The following is a 16,643-nucleotide window of genomic DNA, read 5'->3' as shown; positions in this document are numbered from 1 at the left end:
GGGGGACCAGATGAGCTACAAGGCGCCGGTCGCGCAGATCGACTTCATCCTGAACCATGTCGTGCCGTTCCGCGATCTTGCCGGAACCGACCGCTTTGCCGAGGCGACGCCGGACACCGCCGCCGCGATCCTGGCCGAGGCCGGGAAGCTGGCGACCCATGTCCTGGCACCGCTGAACCGCAAGGGTGACGAACATCCGGCGGTGCTGGAAAACGGCCGGGTGCGGTCCTCGCCGGGTTATGCGGAAGGATTCCGGGCGATTGCCGAAGGCGGCTGGATCGGGCTGTCCGCCGATCCCGACCATGGCGGGTCGGGCCTGCCGCAGGCGCTGAACATGGCCGTGGCCGAGATGATGGCGGGCGCCTGCCTGGCCTTGCAGCTGAACCCGCTGCTGACCCAGGGCCAGATCGAGGCGCTGGAGCATCATGCCAGCGACGAGTTGAAGGCGCTGTACCTGCCGAAGCTGATTTCCGGCGAATGGTCGGGGACGATGAACCTGACCGAACCCGGCGCGGGCAGCGATGTGGGGGCGCTGGTGACCAAGGCCGAACCGGACGCCGAGGGCACCTATCGCATCACCGGGCAGAAGATCTTCATCACCTGGGGCGACAGCGACGTGACCGAGAACGTCTGCCACCTGGTGCTTGCGCGGCTGCCGGACGCGCCCAAGGGGACTCGCGGGATCAGCCTGTTCATGGTGCCGAAGCTGATTCCCGATGCGGCGGGCAGGCCGGGCGTGGCCAACAGCCTGAAGGTCGTCAGCCTGGAGGAGAAGCTGGGCATCCACGGCAGCCCCACCTGCGTGATGAGCTTCGAGGGCGCGACCGGCTGGCTGGTCGGTGCCGAACACAAGGGCATGGCCGCGATGTTCACGATGATGAACTGCGCCCGGCTGGGCGTCGGGATGCAGGGCGTCGGCGTGGCCGAGGCGGCCTTGCAGCAGGCGGTCGCCTATGCGGCGGATCGCAACCAGATGGGGCCGATCATCCGGCATCCCGACGTGCGCCGGATGCTGGCCACCGCGCGGGCCGAGGTGTTCGCGGCCCGTGCCATCGGCCTGGCCTGCGCCACCGCCATCGACCTGGAGCGCGCCACGGGCGATGCGGTCCACGCCGCCCGCGCGGCCTTCCTGACGCCCATCGCCAAGGCCTATGGCACCGATGTGGGCTGCCGCGTCGCCGATATCGGCGTGCAGGTCCATGGCGGCATGGGCTATGTCGAGGAAACCGGCGCCGCCCAGTATCTGCGCGATGTGCGGATCACCCCGATCTATGAGGGCACGAACGGCATCCAGGCGATGGATCTGGTGGGCCGCAAGCTGTCGGACGGGGGCGACGCCGCCCTGCGCCTGCTGGACGAGATCGCGGACGGGGCGAAATCCGCGCAGGCGGACCATCCGCAGATGGCGAATCAGCTGTGGCAGGCGGCCGAGACGCTGCGCGAGGCGACCCAGGCTCTGCTGGACCGCGACCTGCCCGAACGCTTCGCGGGGGCGGTGCCCTATCTGAACGCCTTCGCGCGGGTGCTGGGCGGGCTTTACCACCTGCGGGCCGCGCAGGCGGGCGGCGAATCGCATCGGGCTCTGGCGCGCGTCTTCATGGCCCGTGTGCTGCCGCGCCACGTCTCGGATCTGGCCGAGGCGGTGGCGGGGCTGGACGACCTGACCGGCATCGACGACGCCGCGCTGTCGGGCGATTTCGCGGCGTGATCGGCTATCCCTTCGATACCCCACCCCAGCCGGGGCAGGCGGTGACGGTCGCGCCGGGCGTGTTGTGGATGCGCCTGCCGCTGCCGATGGCGCTGGATCACGTCAACGTCTATGCCCTGGATGAGGGCGACGGCTGGACGCTGGTCGATACCGGCTTCGACACCCCCGTCAGCCGCGAGGTCTGGGAGACGCTGCTGGCCGGGCCGCTGGAAGGCAGGCCGGTCCGCCGCGTGATCGGCACCCATCACCACCCCGACCATATCGGGCTGGCGGGCTGGTTCATGGCGCGTGACGGGGCCGAACTGGCGATCAGCCGCACCGCCTGGCTGACCGCGCGGATGCTGGTCCTGGACCGGCAGGACCGCGCCAGCCCCGAATCGCTGGCCTTCTGGCGCCGTGCCGGGATGCCTGCCGACCTGCTGGAAAAGCGGGCGGCGGAACGGCCCTTCAACTTTGCCGATGTGGTCCATCCGCTGCCGCTGGGCTTCACCCGGCTGGCGGACGGCCAGCAGATCGGCTTCGGAGGCCGCCGCTGGCGCGTCGCAATGGGCCACGGCCATGCCCCCTGCCACGCGACCTTCTGGTCGCTGGACGACGATCTGGTGATCGGCGGCGACCAGTTGCTGCCCTCGATTTCGCCCAACCTGGGGGTCTATCCGACCGAACCCCAGGCGGACCCGGTCGGCGAATGGCTGGAAAGCTGCCAGCGGATGCGGGATCTGGCGCAACCGGGGCATCTGGTGCTGCCGGGCCACAAGCTGCCCTTCACCGGCCTGCCCACGCGGCTGCGGCAGTTGATCGACAATCACCATTCCGCGCTGGACCGCCTGACCGCCGCGCTGCGCGAGGCGCCGCGCACGGCGGTCGGCTGTTTCGACATCCTGTTCAAGCGCCGGATCGGCGCGGAGGAATTCGGCCTGGCCCTGGTCGAGGCTGTGGCCCATGTGAACCACCTGAACCGGCTGGGGATCGTCACACAGGTCGGCATCAGAGACGGCGCCGCGCTGTGGGGGGCGTGACAGGGCAGGCGGTTTCCGCTATCGCAAGGACGAACCGGACAGGAGGGCAGGCGCATGGCCACGCATCATCACCACGATACCGACCACAAGATCGGCACCATGGACATCACCGAACAGCAGCGGACCTTCGCAGGTTTTCTGAAGTTCGCGACCTGGGTCGGCATCCTGTCGATTCTGGTCCTGATCTTCATGGCCCTGGTCAACAGCTGATCGGTCAGGCGGGAATTCCATGAAAAGACGCGTCTTTCTGGCGGCGGCGCTGCCCGTCGCCCTGGCTGCCTGCGGCGCCCAGAAGGTTTGGGATTCGGACGAGGAACTGCGCGCGGCGCGCTTTGTCTCGGACGAACCGCCCTCGATCACGCTTTTTACGGTGATCGGCATTCCGCGCGGCGAAGGCGGGCATTCGGCCCTGATGATCAACGGCAGCCAGCGGGTGATCTATGACCCGGCGGGAAGCTGGGAACATCCGCGCATCCCGGAGCGCAACGATGTGCTGTACGGGATCACCGACAACTTCAAGCACTTCTATATCGATTATCACGCCCGCAAGACCTATTGGGTGGCCGAGGATACGGTCCTTGTCAGCCGCGAAGTCGCAGACGCCGCGATCCGGGCGGTGGAATCGCAGGGCGCCTCGCCCAAGAGCTATTGCGCGGTGAATACGGGCAAGGCCCTGCGGCGCGTTCCGGGGTTCGAAAGCGCGCCCACCGGCTTTTCGCCGCTGAAGCTGCGCGACTGGTTCCTGACCCTGCCGGGCGTGCAGTCGAAACGCCATATGGATGGCGATCCGGCCAACAACCACGACGTGCTGATCCGCCAGAAGAACGGGCAGATCGTCGGCTATAACATGTAAAGCAGGCCGAACAGCGTGATCGCCCCGGCGACGATCGCCAGGATCATGTTCTTCGTCCACAGGCCGACCGCCACCGTGACGGCGGCGGCGGCCATCCGGGCAGGATCGGGCTGGCCTCCGGTCGCGGCGGGCCAGACGACCAGCGGCGCGACCAGGGCGGGCAGCACCGCCACGGGGGTATAGCGCAGCATCCGCAGCACCCATTCCGGCAGATCCCGGCTGCCGAGCGCGCCCAGGAACGACCAGCGGATCAGGAAGGTGCCGATGCCCAGCACCAGGATGACCAGCCAGACGGTCAGGTCGGATATGCCGTTGCTCATGGCCGCGCCCCTTTCCGGGACCGGGATTCGACGGCGGCACCCGCCGCCATCCCCAGCGGCGCCGCGATCAGCAGGCCCAGCCCCGAGGGCAGACCCGCCAGCACCAGCGATCCCAGCACCGCGACGAAGCAGGCCGCCAGATGCGCGGGCGTGCGCAGCATCGGCGCGATCATCGCCAGGAAGGTGATGGGCATCGCGAAATCCAGGGCAATGTCGTCGGGAATCGCCTTCCCGACCGTCGCGCCCAGCCAGGAAAAACCCATCCAGGGCAGGCAGACCACCATCACCACCCCCGCGAAGAAGGCCAGCCGGTGCGGCAGGGTCATGCGCGGATTCGCCTCGTATTCCTGGATCGACAGGGCATAGCTCTGATCGACCAGGGCATAGGCGACCCAGGCCTTCTGCCCGGCCGAGGCATCGCGCAGCCACGGCACCAGCGAGGCCGAATACATCGCCATGCGCAGGTTCACCGCCAGGCAGGACAGGATCACGATGATGACCGAGGCGTTGTCGGACAGCAGTTGGACCGCCGTGAACTGCGAGGCCCCCGCCAGCACCAGCACCGAAAACCCCATCACCTGGGCCACGTCCATGCCCGCCTCGGTCGCGACGACCCCGAACAGCAGCGCAAAGGGGATCATCACGATCAGGAAGGGCAAGGACTTCACCGCGCCGCGCAGGAAGGTCTGGCGCAGGGTGGAGGGTTGACCGCCATCGGCAAGGGGCTGCCGGGAATCGGGACGGGGTTGGGGAACGGGGGACATGGGGGCTTTCGCATGGGGCCGGATCGCGGCACCTTCGTCGCACGACGCCCAATCGGAAGGCAAGGCCGCGTGCGGATCACGACCCCCATTCCCGCCCCGCTTCTGGGCGACGCCGCGCGGCTGTGGTGGGCCGCTTTCGCACCGCCTTTCGCGGGCGGGCGTTTGCCCGCCGTCCGCGCCTACCACGGCATCGCGGCCGTCGGCGCGGACGGCCGCCTGGGCGGCGTGGCCGGGCTGCGGGACGCCGACGGTGGATTTCTGGCGGATCATCCCTGGCTGGCGCGCGCGCTGTACCGCGCGGCGCCCCCCACGGCCGATCTGGTGATCGACGGAATCGTGGTCGACGGCCCGCGCCGGGGCATCGGCCGGGCGCTTCTGGACCGGGCCGCCCAGGCCGCGCGCCGGGAAGGTCATCCCGGCCTGCGGGCCGAGGTCGAGATCCGCAACACCGTCGCAATGGCCTTTTATGCCGCCACCGGCTTTGCCGAGATCGGACGCGGCGCCTTTGGCTGGCCCTGGTCGGGCCCGGTGGCGATCCTGCATCGGCCGGTCTGAGCGGCGTTGCGTCAGCCGAAGATCCCCGAGATGCGGCCCAGCAGCATGAAGGCGCGGGCCGACCGGGTCTGGGCCAGCACGGCGACCTGCGCATCGTCCATCTGCGGCAGGTGCCGGGCCAGCATGGCGTCGAAATGCCGAAGGAAATGATGGGTGGTATCGCGGAAGATCTCGTCCTTGCGCAGCAGGCTGGCCGCGATGTCGAGCGCCAGGGGATCCTGGATGCCGCCCAGGGCCGCCACCGCGCTGCCCCTTTCGCCAGCGGCGAAGCGCCGCCAGACGGCCGCCGGGGCGGGGTCGGGGGGCAGGTCGTCCATGTACAGATCCTGGCCTGCCAGCAGCGTCACCACGTCCTGGGCCGCGCGCAGGACGCGCGCCTGGCCCGGATCCTGCAAGGCGGCGCGCAGCGCGGCGATGGCGGGCGCGTCATCGGCCCCGTCGGGAAAGTTCAGCGCCCGGATCAGCGTTTCCGCATCGATGGGATCGCGCGGTTCGCCGCTGCCGCGCGTCGGCTGCGGACGCGGATCGGCAGCCTGCCGGGGCGCGGCGCGGGATGCCGCGGCGGCGGCCGGAACAGCGGCGGGAACCGGGCGGGGCTGCGGCTCGGCCTCGTCCGCGTCAGGCAGCGCGGCCCGAGGCGGCGCGCCGCGGGTCGCGGCCATGTCGCGCATCTGCGACAGGCGCAGGCGCAGGTCGGCGGCCTCGGCCCGCAGGACCGCCAGGGCGCGGGCCATGCCCACCGCCAGCCAGATCAGCGCCAGCGGCAGGATCGTGCCCATGACCGTGGCCAGCCGGGCGATGCCGCCGGGACTTCCCTCGGCCTCGGGGACCAGCAGCCAGAACAGGGCCACCAGGAACAGCCAGGCCGCGGTCAGCGCGATGCCGGTGACGGTCAGCGCGTCCCGCTGCGCCAGGCTGGTGATGCGGGCAACCAGGCTCATGGCTTATTCGAACCGGATCGCCAGGATTTCATAGCTGCGCTGCCCGCCGGGGGTAGCGACTTCGACGCTGTCGCCGACATCCTTGCCGATCAGCGCGCGCGCCAGCGGAGACCGGATGTTCAGCAGGCCGCTTTCGACATTCGCCTCGGCCTCGCCCACGATCTGATAGGTGCGCTCTTCCTCGGTGTCCTCGTCGATCAGGTGGACGATGGCGCCGAACTTGACCGATCCGGTCAGCTTGGCGGTGTCGATCACCTCGGCCCGCGACAGGATCGATTCCAGTTCCTTGATGCGGCCTTCGATGAAACCCTGCTTTTCGCGGGCGGCGTGATATTCGGCGTTTTCCGACAGGTCGCCATGTTCGCGCGCCTCGGCGATCTGGCGGATGATGGCGGGGCGTTCCTTGGATTTCAGCTCGCCCAGTTCGCGTTCCAACGCGGCGCAGCCGCTGCGGGTCATCGGAATCTTTTCCATCGCTGCCCTGTCCTTCCGGGATGCGTTACCGTCCAAATGCTAAGGCAACGCCCCCGCCATTCGGATGGCAGGGGCGCGGCCTTGTTGTCGTCAACGTGACCTCAATTGCCGCGCCTTTGCAAGCCCGCCCGCGCCGGCAGCGGCAGATTTTAGCCGTCGCGTCAGCATTGCCGCGCTGCGGCAGAACCGTTACATGCAGACGGCAGCCAAGCAAGGGGGGAGCCTAGCCATGACGGACGACATGCAGATCGAACGCGAGGCGATGGAGTATGACGTGGTCATCGTGGGCGCCGGGCCGTCTGGTCTGTCGGCGGCGATCCGGCTGAAGCAGATCGACCCGGATCTGTCGGTCGTGGTGCTGGAAAAGGGGTCCGAGGTCGGCGCGCATATCCTGTCGGGCGCTGTGCTGGATCCTGTCGGCCTGAACCGGCTGATCCCCGATTGGCGCGAAAAGGGCGCTCCGGTCAGGACCGAGGTGGTTGACGACAACTTCTACGTCTTGGGCGAGGCAGGGCAGGTGCGGGTGCCGAACTGGCCGATGCCGCGGCTGATGAACAACCACGGCAACTATATCGTCAGCATGGGCAGCGTCTGCCGCTGGCTGGCCGAGCAGGCCGAGGAACTGGGCGTCGAGATCTTCCCCGGCATGGCCGCGTCGCAGGTGGTCTGGGATGGCGACCGCGTGAAGGGCGTCGTCGCCGGAGAGATGGGCCTGCAATCCGACGGCACGCCCGGCCCGCATTACGAACCCGGCATGGAGCTGCACGGCAAATACGTCTTCATCGGCGAGGGCGTGCGCGGCAGCCTTGCGAAACAGATCATCAGCCGCCTGAACCTGTCCGACGGCCACGAGCCGCAGAAATTCGGCCTGGGCATGAAGGAGATCTGGGAGGTCAGCCCCGAGAAGTTCCGACAAGGCCGCGTTGTCCATACCATGGGCTGGCCCCTGGGCAAGAACGCCGGCGGCGGCAGCTTCATCTATCACTACGAGGACAATCTGGTGATGGTGGGCTTCGTGGTCCACCTCAACTACGAGAACCCGTATCTGTATCCCTACATGGAGTTCCAGCGCTTCAAGCACCATCCGATGGTGGCCGAGCTGCTGGAAGGCGGCAAGCGCATCAGCTATGGCGCCCGCGCGATCAGCGAGGGGGGCTACCAGTCGCTGCCGGAACTGAGCTTCAACGGCGGCGTGCTTCTGGGCTGTTCGGCGGGCATGGTCAACGTGCCGCGCATCAAGGGCAACCACAACGCCATGATCTCGGGGATCGAGGCGGCCGAGGCGGCGGCGGCGGCGATCGCGGCGGGGCGCGAGGGCGACCGGCTGGAGGACTATGATCGCGCGGTGCGGACGGGCGATATCGGCAAGGATCTGAAGAAGGTCCGCAACGTCAAGCCCGCCTGGTCGCGCTATGGGCTGTGGCCGTCGCTGATCCTGGGCGGCATGGACATGTGGGGGGCGGGGCTGACGGGCCGCAACATCCTGGGCGGGTGGAAGCACGGCAAGACGGATGCCGAGGCCACCGGCAAGGCCGCCAAGTTCAAGCCCATCGACTATCCCAAGCCGGACGGCAAGCTGTCCTTCGACCGGCTGACCAACGTGGCCTTTTCCTTCTCCAACCACGAGGAAAGCCAGCCCTGCCACCTGAAGCTGAAGGATCCGACCGTCCCCATCCGGGTGAACCTGCCCGAATACGCCGAGCCTGCGCAGCGATACTGCCCGGCGGGCGTCTATGAGGTGGTGGAAGACGCCAATGGCCCGCGCTTCGTGATCAACTTCCAGAACTGCGTCCACTGCAAGACCTGCGACATCAAGGATCCCAGCCAGAACATCGTCTGGACCACCCCGCAAGGCGGCGACGGGCCGAATTACCCGAATATGTGATCGGGCAGGCGGGGGCAGGCGTTGCCCCGCCTGTGGCGCCGCGTTAGGGTCGGCAAAACGTTTTCGTGACTTTCCGGGATGGACGCCGTGACCCTGACCCGCCCGAATCTGGCCCTGATCGCCGCCCTGATGGCGGCGCTGACGCTGCCTGCGGGCGCGCAGGAACGGCCTGCTCCGCGCCCCGAAGGCGATGCGCCCGACGCCGCCGCAGCCCAGGCGCCAAAGCCCGATGCCGCGCCGCTGACCTTCGGGTTGGCCGGGCCGTTCCTGGCCGCGCGCATGGCGACGGTGGAAAGCGACTTCCAGGCCGCCGCGCGATATTTCGTGCAGGCGGTGGCCCATGATCCCGGCGACCGCTTCCTGCAGGACAGCGCCCTGGTTGCCCTGGTATCCGCCGGAGAGATCGACCGCGCCGTGGCCCTTGCCGACCGCATCGGCTCCGAGGGCGAGCCGACCGAATTGTCGCATCTGATCCACCGCGCCGACCTGGTGCATTCCGGCGACTGGACCGGGCTGCTGGCCGATGTGGGCACGCCCGGCGACGCGGAATTGGAAGCCGACCTGCTGGCCGGCATGCTGCGCGGCTGGGGCCTTCTGGGCGCCGGAAAGGCGTCCGAGGCGCTGGCCGAATTCGAACGCCTGTCCCGCGTCCCCGGCGTGGCGCCGATGGTGAACTATCACCTGGCGCTGGCCCGCGCGCTGGTCGGCGATTACGAAGGCGCCGAATCGCTGCTGGCCGACGATATGACCGGCGCGCATATCCTGGGCTTTACCGCCCGCGCGCAGATCCTCGCCCAGCTTGAGCGGCGCGACGACGCCGTGGCCATGATCGAGGCGATTCCGGGCGTCGAGGCAGAACCGCAGCTTCTGGCCCTGCGCGACCGGATCAAGTCCGGCCAGCCGGTGGCCTTCGACGTGGTCAGGACGCCCGCCGACGGCATCGCGCAGGTGTTCCTGACCTTCGCATCGGCGCTGCTCTCCAGCCCGGATCCCGAACCCCTGTCGCTGATTCACGCCCGACTGGCCGCCTGGCTGTCGCCCGACACGGCCGAGGCGCGGCTGATGGTCGCCCAGATCCTCCAGGAACGTCAGCAGTTCGACCTGGCGGAACCCGAATTCGACGCGCTGCGCCGCATGGGCCAGATGCGGCCCGTCGCGGAACTGTCGCGCATCGACACCCTGTCGCGGGCCGGTCGGACCGAAGAGGCGGGCAAGGCCGCGCTGTCCCTGACCGCCGCCTATCCCGACCTGCCGCAGGCCTGGATCGCACTGGGCGACCTGCTGCGCCAGCAGGAAAAATTCGCCCAGGCCGTGCCCGCCTATGACAAGGCGCTGGCCTTGCTGGCCGACGCCCCCGCCGATGCCCGCTGGTTCCCGCTGTATGCGCGCGGCATCGCGCTGGAACGGTCGCAGCAATTCGACCGGGCCGAGGCCGATTTCCTGGCCGCCATCGAGATCCGCCCGAACCAGGCCAGCCTGCTGAACTATCTGGGCTACAGCTGGATCGACCGGAACGAAAATCTGGACCGTGCCCTGGACCTGATCAAGAAGGCGGTCGAGCTGTCGCCGGACGACGGCTATATCCTCGATTCGCTGGCCTGGGCCTATTACCGCCTCGGCCGCTATCAGGACGCGGTCGAGCCAATGGAGCGGGCGATCCTGACCATGTCCCAGGATCCGCTGGTCAACGACCATCTGGGCGACATCTATTGGAAGGTCGGCCGTCACCGCGAGGCCGAAATCCAGTGGCACCGCGCCCTGTCGCTGGACCCCACCGATAGCGACGACGTGGATCCCGACCGTATCCGCGCCAAGCTGGACCGGGGCCTGGATGCCGTCCTGGCCGAGGAAGCGGCGGGCGCCGTCGAAACCCCCGCGCCCGCCCCGCAGGCTGCGAACAACTAAGGCGATGCCCGTCACCGAGGCTGCGCCGGCCAAGCTGAACCTTGCGCTGCATGTCACCGGGCGGCGCGCGGACGGCTATCACCTGCTGGATTCGCTGGTGGGCTTTGCCGGGGTGGGGGATGTCGTCTCGCTGGACGCCGGGCCTCTGTCGCTGCGGATCGAAGGTCCGTTCGCGGCGGCGTTGTCGGGGGACGACAACCTGTGCCTGCGCGCTGCGCGGCTGGCGGGGGCGGATGCGGCGATCACCCTGACCAAGAACCTGCCCGTCGCCAGCGGCATCGGTGGCGGGTCCGCGGATGCGGCGGCGGTGCTGCGGGCGCTGGCGCGGCTGGGCCACCCGCTGCCCGCGCGGGCCGAACGGCTGGGCGCGGATGTGCCGGTCTGCCTGGCCTCCACCCCCGCGCGGATGCAGGGGGTGGGGGAAATCCTGACCCCCCTGCCGCCCTTGCCCGCGATCCCGCTGGTGCTGGCCAATCCGGGCGTGGCGCTGTCCACGCCGCTGGTCTTCGCTGCCATGGACCGTCGCGACAATCCCGGCCTGCCCGACATTCCCCGCTTTGCCGGGCCAGAGGATCTGGTGGAATGGCTGGCCGCGACGCGCAACGACCTGGAGGCCCCCGCCCGCGCCATTGCCCCGGTCGTCGGCCAGGTGCTGGAATCGCTGCGGGCGACGGGCGCCGGGTTTGCGCGCATGTCGGGGTCCGGGGCCACCTGCTTCGGGCTCTACGACAGCGCCGACCGGGCCCGGATTGCCGCCGCCGCGTTGAAACAGCATGGCTGGTGGGCGGTCGCGACGGAACTGGCACCACCGCCCCCGTCCCGCTAGACTGCCGCGAAACAGGGGGACATCCATGCTGCGTCTTGGCGTCAACATCGATCACGTCGCAACCATCCGCAACGCGCGCGGCACGCCCTGGCCCGACCCGCTGCGCGCTGCCCGTATCGCGGAAGCTGCGGGCGCCGACGGCATCACCGCCCATCTGCGCGAAGACCGCCGCCACATCAGCGACGCCGACATCGACGCGCTGATGGCGAACCTGACGCTGCCCCTGAATCTGGAAATGGCGGCCACGGCGGAAATGCAGGCCATCGCTCTGCGCCACCGCCCCCATGCCGTCTGCATCGTCCCCGAGAAACGAGAGGAACGCACCACCGAGGGCGGCCTGGACGTGGCGGGGAACGAAGCGATGCTGGCCGACTATATCGCCCCCCTGCGCGAGGCGGGCAGCCGCGTATCGCTGTTCATCGGCCACGATCCCGCCCAGATCGAAGCCGCCGCCCGCATCGGCGCGGCGGTCGTGGAACTGCATACCGGCGCCTATTGCGACCTGGATACCGAGGGCCGCCACGCAGACCGCGACGCCGAACTGGCGGGCCTTGTCGAAGGCGCGCGCTTGGCCGACAGCCTGGGGCTGGAGGTTCATGCGGGCCACGGCCTGACCTTCGACACGGTCGGCCCCATCGCCGCGATCCCGCAGATCAAGGAGCTGAACATCGGCCATTTCCTGATCGCGGAATCGGTTTTCATCGGCCTGGACGGCGCGATCCGCGAAATGCGGCGCTGCATGGACCAGGCGAGGAGATGACATTTACGCCTATCAACCCTGTGGCGCTGAATGCCCGGCAAAAGGAACTGCGCAATTTCCACAAGATTGCGGCAAGGCTGGCGGATTACGGCTTTCATTCCATGTGGCTCAGCGACGACTGGCAGGGCGCCGACTTTCTGGCCGTTCATATCGATGGAAAGACAGTGCTGCGCGTGCAACTCAAATCGAGGCTGGCAATCGACAAGAAATATTTGGGCAAGGATTTGCACATCGCCTTTCGCCAAGGCGAGCGGGTGTTCGTTTATCCTCATGATGAGTTTGTGACCTGGGTTATTGATCGAAAGCATGTCGGCGAAGCGACGGCAGCTTGGAGCGAGAAAGGTTTTTGGCATTGGTCCAGCCTGCCCGTCTGGGCATCTGCCTTTCTGGAACCCGCATTTGAACTTCGGCCCATTTCCTCATGATCCTGGGCATCGGCACCGACCTTGCGAATATCGACCGCATCGCGGGGACACTGGACCGTTTCGGGGACCGCTTCCGCAACCGCGTCTTCACGCCTGCCGAACTGGCCAAGGCCGCGCGCCGCAAGGACGAGGCCGGGACTCTGGCCAAACGCTGGGCCGCGAAAGAGGCGTGCAGCAAGGCGCTTGGCACCGGGCTTGCCATGGGCATCAGCTGGCGCGACATGGCGGTCGGCAACCTGCCCTCCGGCCAGCCGGTGATGGCGCTGACCGGCTGGGCGGCGGACCGTCTGGCGGCGATGACGCCGCCCGGCCACCGCGCCGTGGTTCACGTCACCTTGACCGACGATCACCCCTGGGCGCAGGCTTTCGTGGTGATCGAGGCGCTGCCCTTTGCGCCGCAATCTTGACTTTGCCCCCCGCCGGGGACCATGAACGCGCCAATGCGGCCAATCGCCCGCGCTTGACGACGAAGGACGACATCATGGCCGACAGCACGGCGGGCAAGAAAAAGGAAGGCATCTGGGAAACGGTCCAGACCGTGTTCTGGGCGCTGGTCATCGCGGGCATCTTTCGCACGCTGTTCTTCCAGCCCTTCTGGATTCCGTCCGGGTCGATGAAGGACACGCTGCTGATCGGCGATTTCCTGTTCGTCAACAAGATGGCTTATGGCTATTCGCAGTATTCCTGTCCCTTCGCGCTGTGCCCGATCAGCGGCCGGATCCTGGGCAGCGAACCCGAACGCGGCGATGTCGTGGTGTTCCGCCACCCGACGCGCGGCGTCGATTTCATCAAGCGGCTGATCGGCCTGCCCGGCGATACCGTGCAGATGCGCGGCGGCCGGCTGTTCATCAACGGCCAGGAAGTGCCGATCGCCCCGGCGGGCGAGTTCGTCGAGATCAAGGAACAGCAGGGGCCGCAGGGCCTGGTGCCGCGCTGCGTCAACGACCCGGTGCCCGAGGGCGGCGACTGCATCAGCCAGCGCTTCACCGAAACCCTGCCGAACGGGCGCAGCCACGACATCCTGAACATCCAGGACGGCGCCTTCGCCGACGACACGCCGACCTTCACCGTTCCCGAAGGCCAGTATTTCTTCATGGGCGACAACCGCGACAATTCCGAGGATTCGCGCTTTCCCGTGGAAATCGGCGGGCTTGGCTTCGTTCCCGCCGAATACCTGATCGGGCGGGCCGACCGGATCATGTTCTCGTCCGCGGGCCGCTCGCTTCTGTATTTCTGGACCTGGCGGGCGGATCGCTTCTTCAAGGCGGTCGATTGAAGCCGTCCGCGATGAAACCGGGCGCCGATATCCGCGCCTTCATGGCCCGCCTGGGACATGACTTCACGCGTCCCGACCTGCTGGTGCGCGCGCTGACCCACGGGTCCATCGCCACGACGACCCGGCCCGACAACCAGCGGCTGGAATTTCTGGGCGACCGCGTGCTGGGCCTGGTCATGGCCGAGGCACTGTTCGACGCCGACCAGTCCGCCAGCGAGGGGCAACTGGCCCCCCGCTACAACGCCCTGGTCCGGGGCGAGACCTGCGCCGCCATCGCCCGAGAGATCGGGTTGGGCGAGGTGCTGAAGCTGGGCCGGTCCGAGATGATGTCGGGCGGCCGCCGCAAGGACGCCCTGCTGGCCGACGCGATGGAGGCCGTGCTGGCCGCCGTCTATCTGGACGCGGGGTTCGATGCCGCGCGCCGGATCGTGCTGCGGCTGTGGGCCGACCGGCTGGTGACGCTGGAGGACGATCCCCGCGATGCCAAGACCGCGCTTCAGGAATGGGCGCAGGCGCATGGAATGCCGCCGCCGACCTATGAACAGACCGACCGCAGCGGCCCGGACCACGCGCCGGTTTTCCTGATCACCGCCCGGCTGGCCGACGGCCAACATGCCCAGGCCCAGGGCGCGGGCACGAAACGCAGCATCGAACAGGCCGCCGCCCAGGCGCTGCTGGACCGGCTGGAGGGCCGCGCATGACCGACACCAACCCCGCCATCACCGGCCCCACCCGCGCCGGTTTCGTCGCGCTGATCGGCGAACCGAATGCCGGGAAATCGACGCTGCTGAACCAGATGGTCGGCGCCAAGGTCAGCATCGTCACACACAAGGTCCAGACGACCCGCGCCCGGATCCGCGGCATCGCCCTCCATGACGCGGCGCAGATCGTCTTCGTGGACACGCCCGGCATCTTCCGCCCGCGCCGCCGTCTGGACCGTTCGATGGTCGCCGCCGCCTGGGGCGGGGCGTCGGATGCCGACATCATCCTGCTGCTGGTCGAGGCGCATCGCGGGTTGTCCGACGGCGTGGTCGCCATCATCGATTCCCTGAAAAGCCTGGACAGCAAGACGCCGGTAGCCCTGGTCATCAACAAGATCGACCGGGTGAAGGCCGAAAGCCTGCTGGCGCTGTCGGCGGAGCTGAACGCCGCCTATCCCTTCGTGCAGACCTTCATGATCTCGGCCGAAAAGGGTTATGGCTGCGACCAGTTGCGCGACTGGCTGGCGGAAACGCTGCCCGAAAGCCCCTGGCTTTACCCGGAAGACCAGATCGCCGACCTGCCGATGCGTATGATCGCGGCGGAAATCACCCGCGAAAAGCTGACCCTGCGCCTGCACGAGGAAATCCCCTATCAGTTGACGGTGGAAACCGAGGCCTGGGAGGAACGCAAGGACGGCTCCGCCAGGGTGGACCAGATTGTCTATGTCTCTCGTCCCGGCCACAAGGGCATCGTGCTGGGCAAGGGCGGAGAGACGATCAAGGCCGTGGGCCAGGCCGCGCGGGCCGAGATGGAGGAATTCATGGGCCGCCGCGTCCATCTGTTCCTGCAAGTCAAGGTTCGGGAAAACTGGCTGGACGAGGCGGAACGGTATAACGAAATGGGCCTCGATTTCCGCGACGGCGATGCCTGAACCCCGGCTTGCGACGGGGATCTGGGTTTCCGCCTATCTGGCGCGGCTGGGGCTGGCGAATATCCCGGCCTATGTCATCGCGCGGGGGGACGAGACGGCGGGCGCGGTGCTGGTGAAATGCGCCCGGCTGGACGGGACCGCCGTGCTTTACGGGCGCGAATGGGATTTCGACAGCGACACCCGCCCCTGGCAGGTGCTGGCCCAGGGCGACGAGCGCGAGGTGGACCAGGCCGTCGTCCGCCAGCGTGGTTTCGATCCCGACCTGTGGGTGGTGGAAATCGAAAGCCGCGACGGGCGCACCCTGCTGGACGAACCAGGGCTGGCGTGATTCCGGTTTGCAGAATATGCAGATCCCATGAGCACTCCGCCCCCTTCCGGTGATTCCCCGCGCGGCCTGATCCTGGCCATCGCCACCTATGTCATGTGGGGCTTCCTGCCGCTGTTCATGAAGCAGCTTGCCCATGTCCCCCCGTCCGAGGTGATCGCCCATCGCGTGCTGTGGTCGCTGCCGATCGCGCTGGCGGTGCTGCTGTGGCAGGGCCGCTGGGCCGAGGTCGGCCAGGCCCTGCGCCAGCCGCGCCTGCTGGGCATGGCGCTGGTCACGGCGGCTCTGATCTCGGTCAACTGGATGATCTATGTCTGGGCGGTGGGCAACGGCCACGCGCTGGACGCGGCGTTGGGATATTATATCAACCCGTTGTTCAGCGTTGCCGTGGGCGCGACGCTGTTGCGCGAACGGCTGAGCCGGGCGCAGCTTGCGGCCATCGCCCTGGCGGCGCTGGCGGTGGTGGTGCTGACCGTGCAACTGGGCCGCCTGCCGATGGTGGCGATCGGACTGACGCTGACCTGGGGCGTCTATGCCTTCTGCAAGAAAAGCCTGCCGCTTGGCCCGACGCAGGGTTTCACGCTGGAGGTTCTGCTGCTGACGCCGCTGGCCTTGGCCTATGTGATCTGGCTGACGGCGTCGGGACAGTCGCATTTCGCGGCGGGCAATGCCGCCGATACGATCCTGCTGGCGGCCTGCGGGCTGGTGACCGCCGTGCCGCTGCTGTGCTATGCGACGGCCGCCAAGCAGCTGCGGCTGTCCACCATCGGGATCCTGCAATATATCGCGCCCACGATGATCTTCCTGACCGCCGTGCTGGTCTTCGGTGAACCGTTCGGCCTGGCGCAGATGATCGCCTTCCCGATGATCTGGGCGGCGCTGGCGATCTATTCGCTGTCGCTGCTGCAAGGCGCAGGCGCCCGGCGGCGCACCAACCGCGACCTGACGCGAAGGATGCAATGAACGCCATGACG

The 16,643-nt window shown here is 68.2% G+C and carries 20 protein-coding genes; 16 read left to right on the top strand and 4 right to left on the bottom strand.

The annotated features are described in order from the left end of the window. Nucleotides 1-10: 10 nt before the first annotated feature. Genes PARHAE_RS02235 through PARHAE_RS02220 form a run of 4 tightly spaced genes read left to right on the top strand, consistent with a single transcriptional unit; the run spans nucleotide 11 to nucleotide 3,580 of the window. Entirely contained in the window at nucleotides 11-1,708 is a 1,698-nt protein-coding gene (locus PARHAE_RS02235; protein ID WP_126152972.1) for an acyl-CoA dehydrogenase, read from the top strand. Next, complete coding sequence (locus tag PARHAE_RS02230; RefSeq protein ID WP_241232638.1) at nucleotides 1,708-2,727, top strand: MBL fold metallo-hydrolase; 1,020 nt, start codon at nucleotides 1,708-1,710, stop codon at nucleotides 2,725-2,727. The genes PARHAE_RS02235 and PARHAE_RS02230 overlap by 1 nt, the downstream gene beginning before the upstream one ends. A gap of 54 nt (nucleotides 2,728-2,781) precedes the next feature. Continuing rightward, on the top strand, nucleotides 2,782-2,937 hold the full coding sequence (locus tag PARHAE_RS02225) for an aa3-type cytochrome c oxidase subunit IV (RefSeq protein WP_126152971.1): 156 nt from the start codon (nucleotides 2,782-2,784) through the stop codon (nucleotides 2,935-2,937). Between the two features lie 19 nt (nucleotides 2,938-2,956). Further along, complete coding sequence (locus PARHAE_RS02220) at nucleotides 2,957-3,580, top strand: type 1 periplasmic-binding domain-containing protein (RefSeq protein WP_126152970.1); 624 nt, start codon at nucleotides 2,957-2,959, stop codon at nucleotides 3,578-3,580. Here the strand turns inward: PARHAE_RS02220 and PARHAE_RS02215 are convergent. Both PARHAE_RS02215 and PARHAE_RS02210 read right to left on the bottom strand, forming a co-directional pair. Continuing rightward, entirely contained in the window at nucleotides 3,568-3,900 is a 333-nt protein-coding gene (locus PARHAE_RS02215; protein ID WP_126152969.1) for an AzlD domain-containing protein, read from the bottom strand. The genes PARHAE_RS02220 and PARHAE_RS02215 overlap by 13 nt on opposite strands. Further along, a complete protein-coding gene (locus tag PARHAE_RS02210) occupies nucleotides 3,897-4,664 on the bottom strand; it encodes an AzlC family ABC transporter permease (RefSeq protein WP_126152968.1) in 768 nt (255 codons plus the stop codon). The genes PARHAE_RS02215 and PARHAE_RS02210 overlap by 4 nt, the downstream gene beginning before the upstream one ends. A 69-nt stretch (nucleotides 4,665-4,733) precedes the next feature. Between PARHAE_RS02210 and PARHAE_RS02205 the strand changes: the two genes are divergently transcribed. Beyond that, the gene (locus PARHAE_RS02205; RefSeq protein WP_164555112.1) at nucleotides 4,734-5,219 is read left to right on the top strand and encodes a GNAT family N-acetyltransferase; all 486 of its coding nucleotides are present in this window, start codon (nucleotides 4,734-4,736) and stop codon (nucleotides 5,217-5,219) included. A gap of 11 nt (nucleotides 5,220-5,230) precedes the next feature. Here the strand turns inward: PARHAE_RS02205 and PARHAE_RS02200 are convergent, their stop codons facing one another. Further along, nucleotides 5,231-6,160, bottom strand: coding sequence for a hypothetical protein (locus PARHAE_RS02200; protein ID WP_126152966.1), 930 nt, complete (start codon nucleotides 6,158-6,160; stop codon nucleotides 5,231-5,233). Nucleotides 6,161-6,163: 3 nt separating this feature from the next. Continuing rightward, a complete protein-coding gene (gene greA / locus PARHAE_RS02195; RefSeq protein ID WP_126152965.1) occupies nucleotides 6,164-6,634 on the bottom strand; it encodes a transcription elongation factor GreA in 471 nt (156 codons plus the stop codon). Between the two features lie 229 nt (nucleotides 6,635-6,863). On the opposite strand from greA, the gene PARHAE_RS02190 reads away from it, so the two are divergent. The 11 genes from PARHAE_RS02190 (at nucleotide 6,864) to rarD (ending at nucleotide 16,632) form a co-directional block, all read left to right on the top strand. Next, the gene (locus PARHAE_RS02190; protein WP_126152964.1) at nucleotides 6,864-8,519 is read left to right on the top strand and encodes an electron transfer flavoprotein-ubiquinone oxidoreductase; all 1,656 of its coding nucleotides are present in this window, start codon (nucleotides 6,864-6,866) and stop codon (nucleotides 8,517-8,519) included. A gap of 78 nt (nucleotides 8,520-8,597) precedes the next feature. Continuing rightward, entirely contained in the window at nucleotides 8,598-10,424 is a 1,827-nt protein-coding gene (locus PARHAE_RS02185) for a tetratricopeptide repeat protein (RefSeq protein ID WP_241232636.1), read from the top strand. A 4-nt stretch (nucleotides 10,425-10,428) separates the two neighbouring features. Beyond that, the gene (locus PARHAE_RS02180) at nucleotides 10,429-11,250 is read left to right on the top strand and encodes a 4-(cytidine 5'-diphospho)-2-C-methyl-D-erythritol kinase (RefSeq protein ID WP_126152963.1); all 822 of its coding nucleotides are present in this window, start codon (nucleotides 10,429-10,431) and stop codon (nucleotides 11,248-11,250) included. A 25-nt stretch (nucleotides 11,251-11,275) separates the two neighbouring features. Then, nucleotides 11,276-12,010 carry a pyridoxine 5'-phosphate synthase gene (locus PARHAE_RS02175; RefSeq protein ID WP_126152962.1) on the top strand — a complete coding sequence of 245 codons (735 nt, stop codon included), beginning with the start codon at nucleotides 11,276-11,278 and terminating at the stop codon, nucleotides 12,008-12,010. Continuing rightward, on the top strand, nucleotides 12,007-12,435 hold the full coding sequence (locus PARHAE_RS02170; RefSeq protein WP_126152961.1) for a hypothetical protein: 429 nt from the start codon (nucleotides 12,007-12,009) through the stop codon (nucleotides 12,433-12,435). Before PARHAE_RS02175 ends, PARHAE_RS02170 begins: the two co-directional genes overlap by 4 nt. Then, a complete protein-coding gene (gene acpS / locus PARHAE_RS02165) occupies nucleotides 12,432-12,842 on the top strand; it encodes a holo-ACP synthase (RefSeq protein ID WP_126152960.1) in 411 nt (136 codons plus the stop codon). The genes PARHAE_RS02170 and acpS overlap by 4 nt, the downstream gene beginning before the upstream one ends. Before the next feature lie 74 nt (nucleotides 12,843-12,916). Beyond that, complete coding sequence (lepB, locus tag PARHAE_RS02160) at nucleotides 12,917-13,711, top strand: signal peptidase I (RefSeq protein WP_126152959.1); 795 nt, start codon at nucleotides 12,917-12,919, stop codon at nucleotides 13,709-13,711. Nucleotides 13,712-13,722: 11 nt separating this feature from the next. Further along, on the top strand, nucleotides 13,723-14,412 hold the full coding sequence (gene rnc, locus PARHAE_RS02155) for a ribonuclease III (RefSeq protein WP_126152958.1): 690 nt from the start codon (nucleotides 13,723-13,725) through the stop codon (nucleotides 14,410-14,412). Beyond that, the gene (gene era, locus PARHAE_RS02150) at nucleotides 14,409-15,344 is read left to right on the top strand and encodes a GTPase Era (protein WP_126152957.1); all 936 of its coding nucleotides are present in this window, start codon (nucleotides 14,409-14,411) and stop codon (nucleotides 15,342-15,344) included. Before rnc ends, era begins: the two co-directional genes overlap by 4 nt. Beyond that, nucleotides 15,337-15,672, top strand: coding sequence for a DUF1491 family protein (locus PARHAE_RS02145; RefSeq protein WP_126152956.1), 336 nt, complete (start codon nucleotides 15,337-15,339; stop codon nucleotides 15,670-15,672). Before era ends, PARHAE_RS02145 begins: the two co-directional genes overlap by 8 nt. 27 nt (nucleotides 15,673-15,699) lie before the next feature. Continuing rightward, nucleotides 15,700-16,632, top strand: coding sequence for an EamA family transporter RarD (rarD, locus tag PARHAE_RS02140; protein ID WP_126152955.1), 933 nt, complete (start codon nucleotides 15,700-15,702; stop codon nucleotides 16,630-16,632). Nucleotides 16,633-16,643 lie beyond the last annotated feature (11 nt).

This window comes from Paracoccus haematequi (genome assembly GCF_900631945.1).
Lineage (GTDB): Bacteria > Pseudomonadota > Alphaproteobacteria > Rhodobacterales > Rhodobacteraceae > Paracoccus > Paracoccus haematequi_A.
This window is presented reverse-complemented; position numbering and strand designations above follow the sequence as displayed.

Bases quoted from the DNA above. Each gene is read 5' to 3' on its own strand.
- PARHAE_RS02235 (WP_126152972.1), top strand. From the start codon at position 11: ATGAGCTACAAGGCGCCGGTCGCGCAGATCGACTTCATCCTGAACCAT.
- PARHAE_RS02225 (WP_126152971.1), top strand. From the start codon at position 2,782: ATGGCCACGCATCATCACCACGATACCGACCACAAGATCGGCACCATG.
- PARHAE_RS02220 (WP_126152970.1), top strand. From the start codon at position 2,957: ATGAAAAGACGCGTCTTTCTGGCGGCGGCGCTGCCCGTCGCCCTGGCT.
- PARHAE_RS02215 (WP_126152969.1), bottom strand. From the start codon at position 3,900: ATGAGCAACGGCATATCCGACCTGACCGTCTGGCTGGTCATCCTGGTG.
- PARHAE_RS02210 (WP_126152968.1), bottom strand. From the start codon at position 4,664: ATGTCCCCCGTTCCCCAACCCCGTCCCGATTCCCGGCAGCCCCTTGCC.
- PARHAE_RS02200 (WP_126152966.1), bottom strand. From the start codon at position 6,160: ATGAGCCTGGTTGCCCGCATCACCAGCCTGGCGCAGCGGGACGCGCTG.
- greA (WP_126152965.1), bottom strand. From the start codon at position 6,634: ATGGAAAAGATTCCGATGACCCGCAGCGGCTGCGCCGCGTTGGAACGC.
- PARHAE_RS02190 (WP_126152964.1), top strand. From the start codon at position 6,864: ATGACGGACGACATGCAGATCGAACGCGAGGCGATGGAGTATGACGTG.
- PARHAE_RS02185 (WP_241232636.1), top strand. From the start codon at position 8,598: ATGGACGCCGTGACCCTGACCCGCCCGAATCTGGCCCTGATCGCCGCC.
- PARHAE_RS02180 (WP_126152963.1), top strand. From the start codon at position 10,429: ATGCCCGTCACCGAGGCTGCGCCGGCCAAGCTGAACCTTGCGCTGCAT.
- PARHAE_RS02175 (WP_126152962.1), top strand. From the start codon at position 11,276: ATGCTGCGTCTTGGCGTCAACATCGATCACGTCGCAACCATCCGCAAC.
- PARHAE_RS02170 (WP_126152961.1), top strand. From the start codon at position 12,007: ATGACATTTACGCCTATCAACCCTGTGGCGCTGAATGCCCGGCAAAAG.
- acpS (WP_126152960.1), top strand. From the start codon at position 12,432: ATGATCCTGGGCATCGGCACCGACCTTGCGAATATCGACCGCATCGCG.
- lepB (WP_126152959.1), top strand. From the start codon at position 12,917: ATGGCCGACAGCACGGCGGGCAAGAAAAAGGAAGGCATCTGGGAAACG.
- rnc (WP_126152958.1), top strand. From the start codon at position 13,723: ATGAAACCGGGCGCCGATATCCGCGCCTTCATGGCCCGCCTGGGACAT.
- era (WP_126152957.1), top strand. From the start codon at position 14,409: ATGACCGACACCAACCCCGCCATCACCGGCCCCACCCGCGCCGGTTTC.
- PARHAE_RS02145 (WP_126152956.1), top strand. From the start codon at position 15,337: ATGCCTGAACCCCGGCTTGCGACGGGGATCTGGGTTTCCGCCTATCTG.
- rarD (WP_126152955.1), top strand. From the start codon at position 15,700: ATGAGCACTCCGCCCCCTTCCGGTGATTCCCCGCGCGGCCTGATCCTG.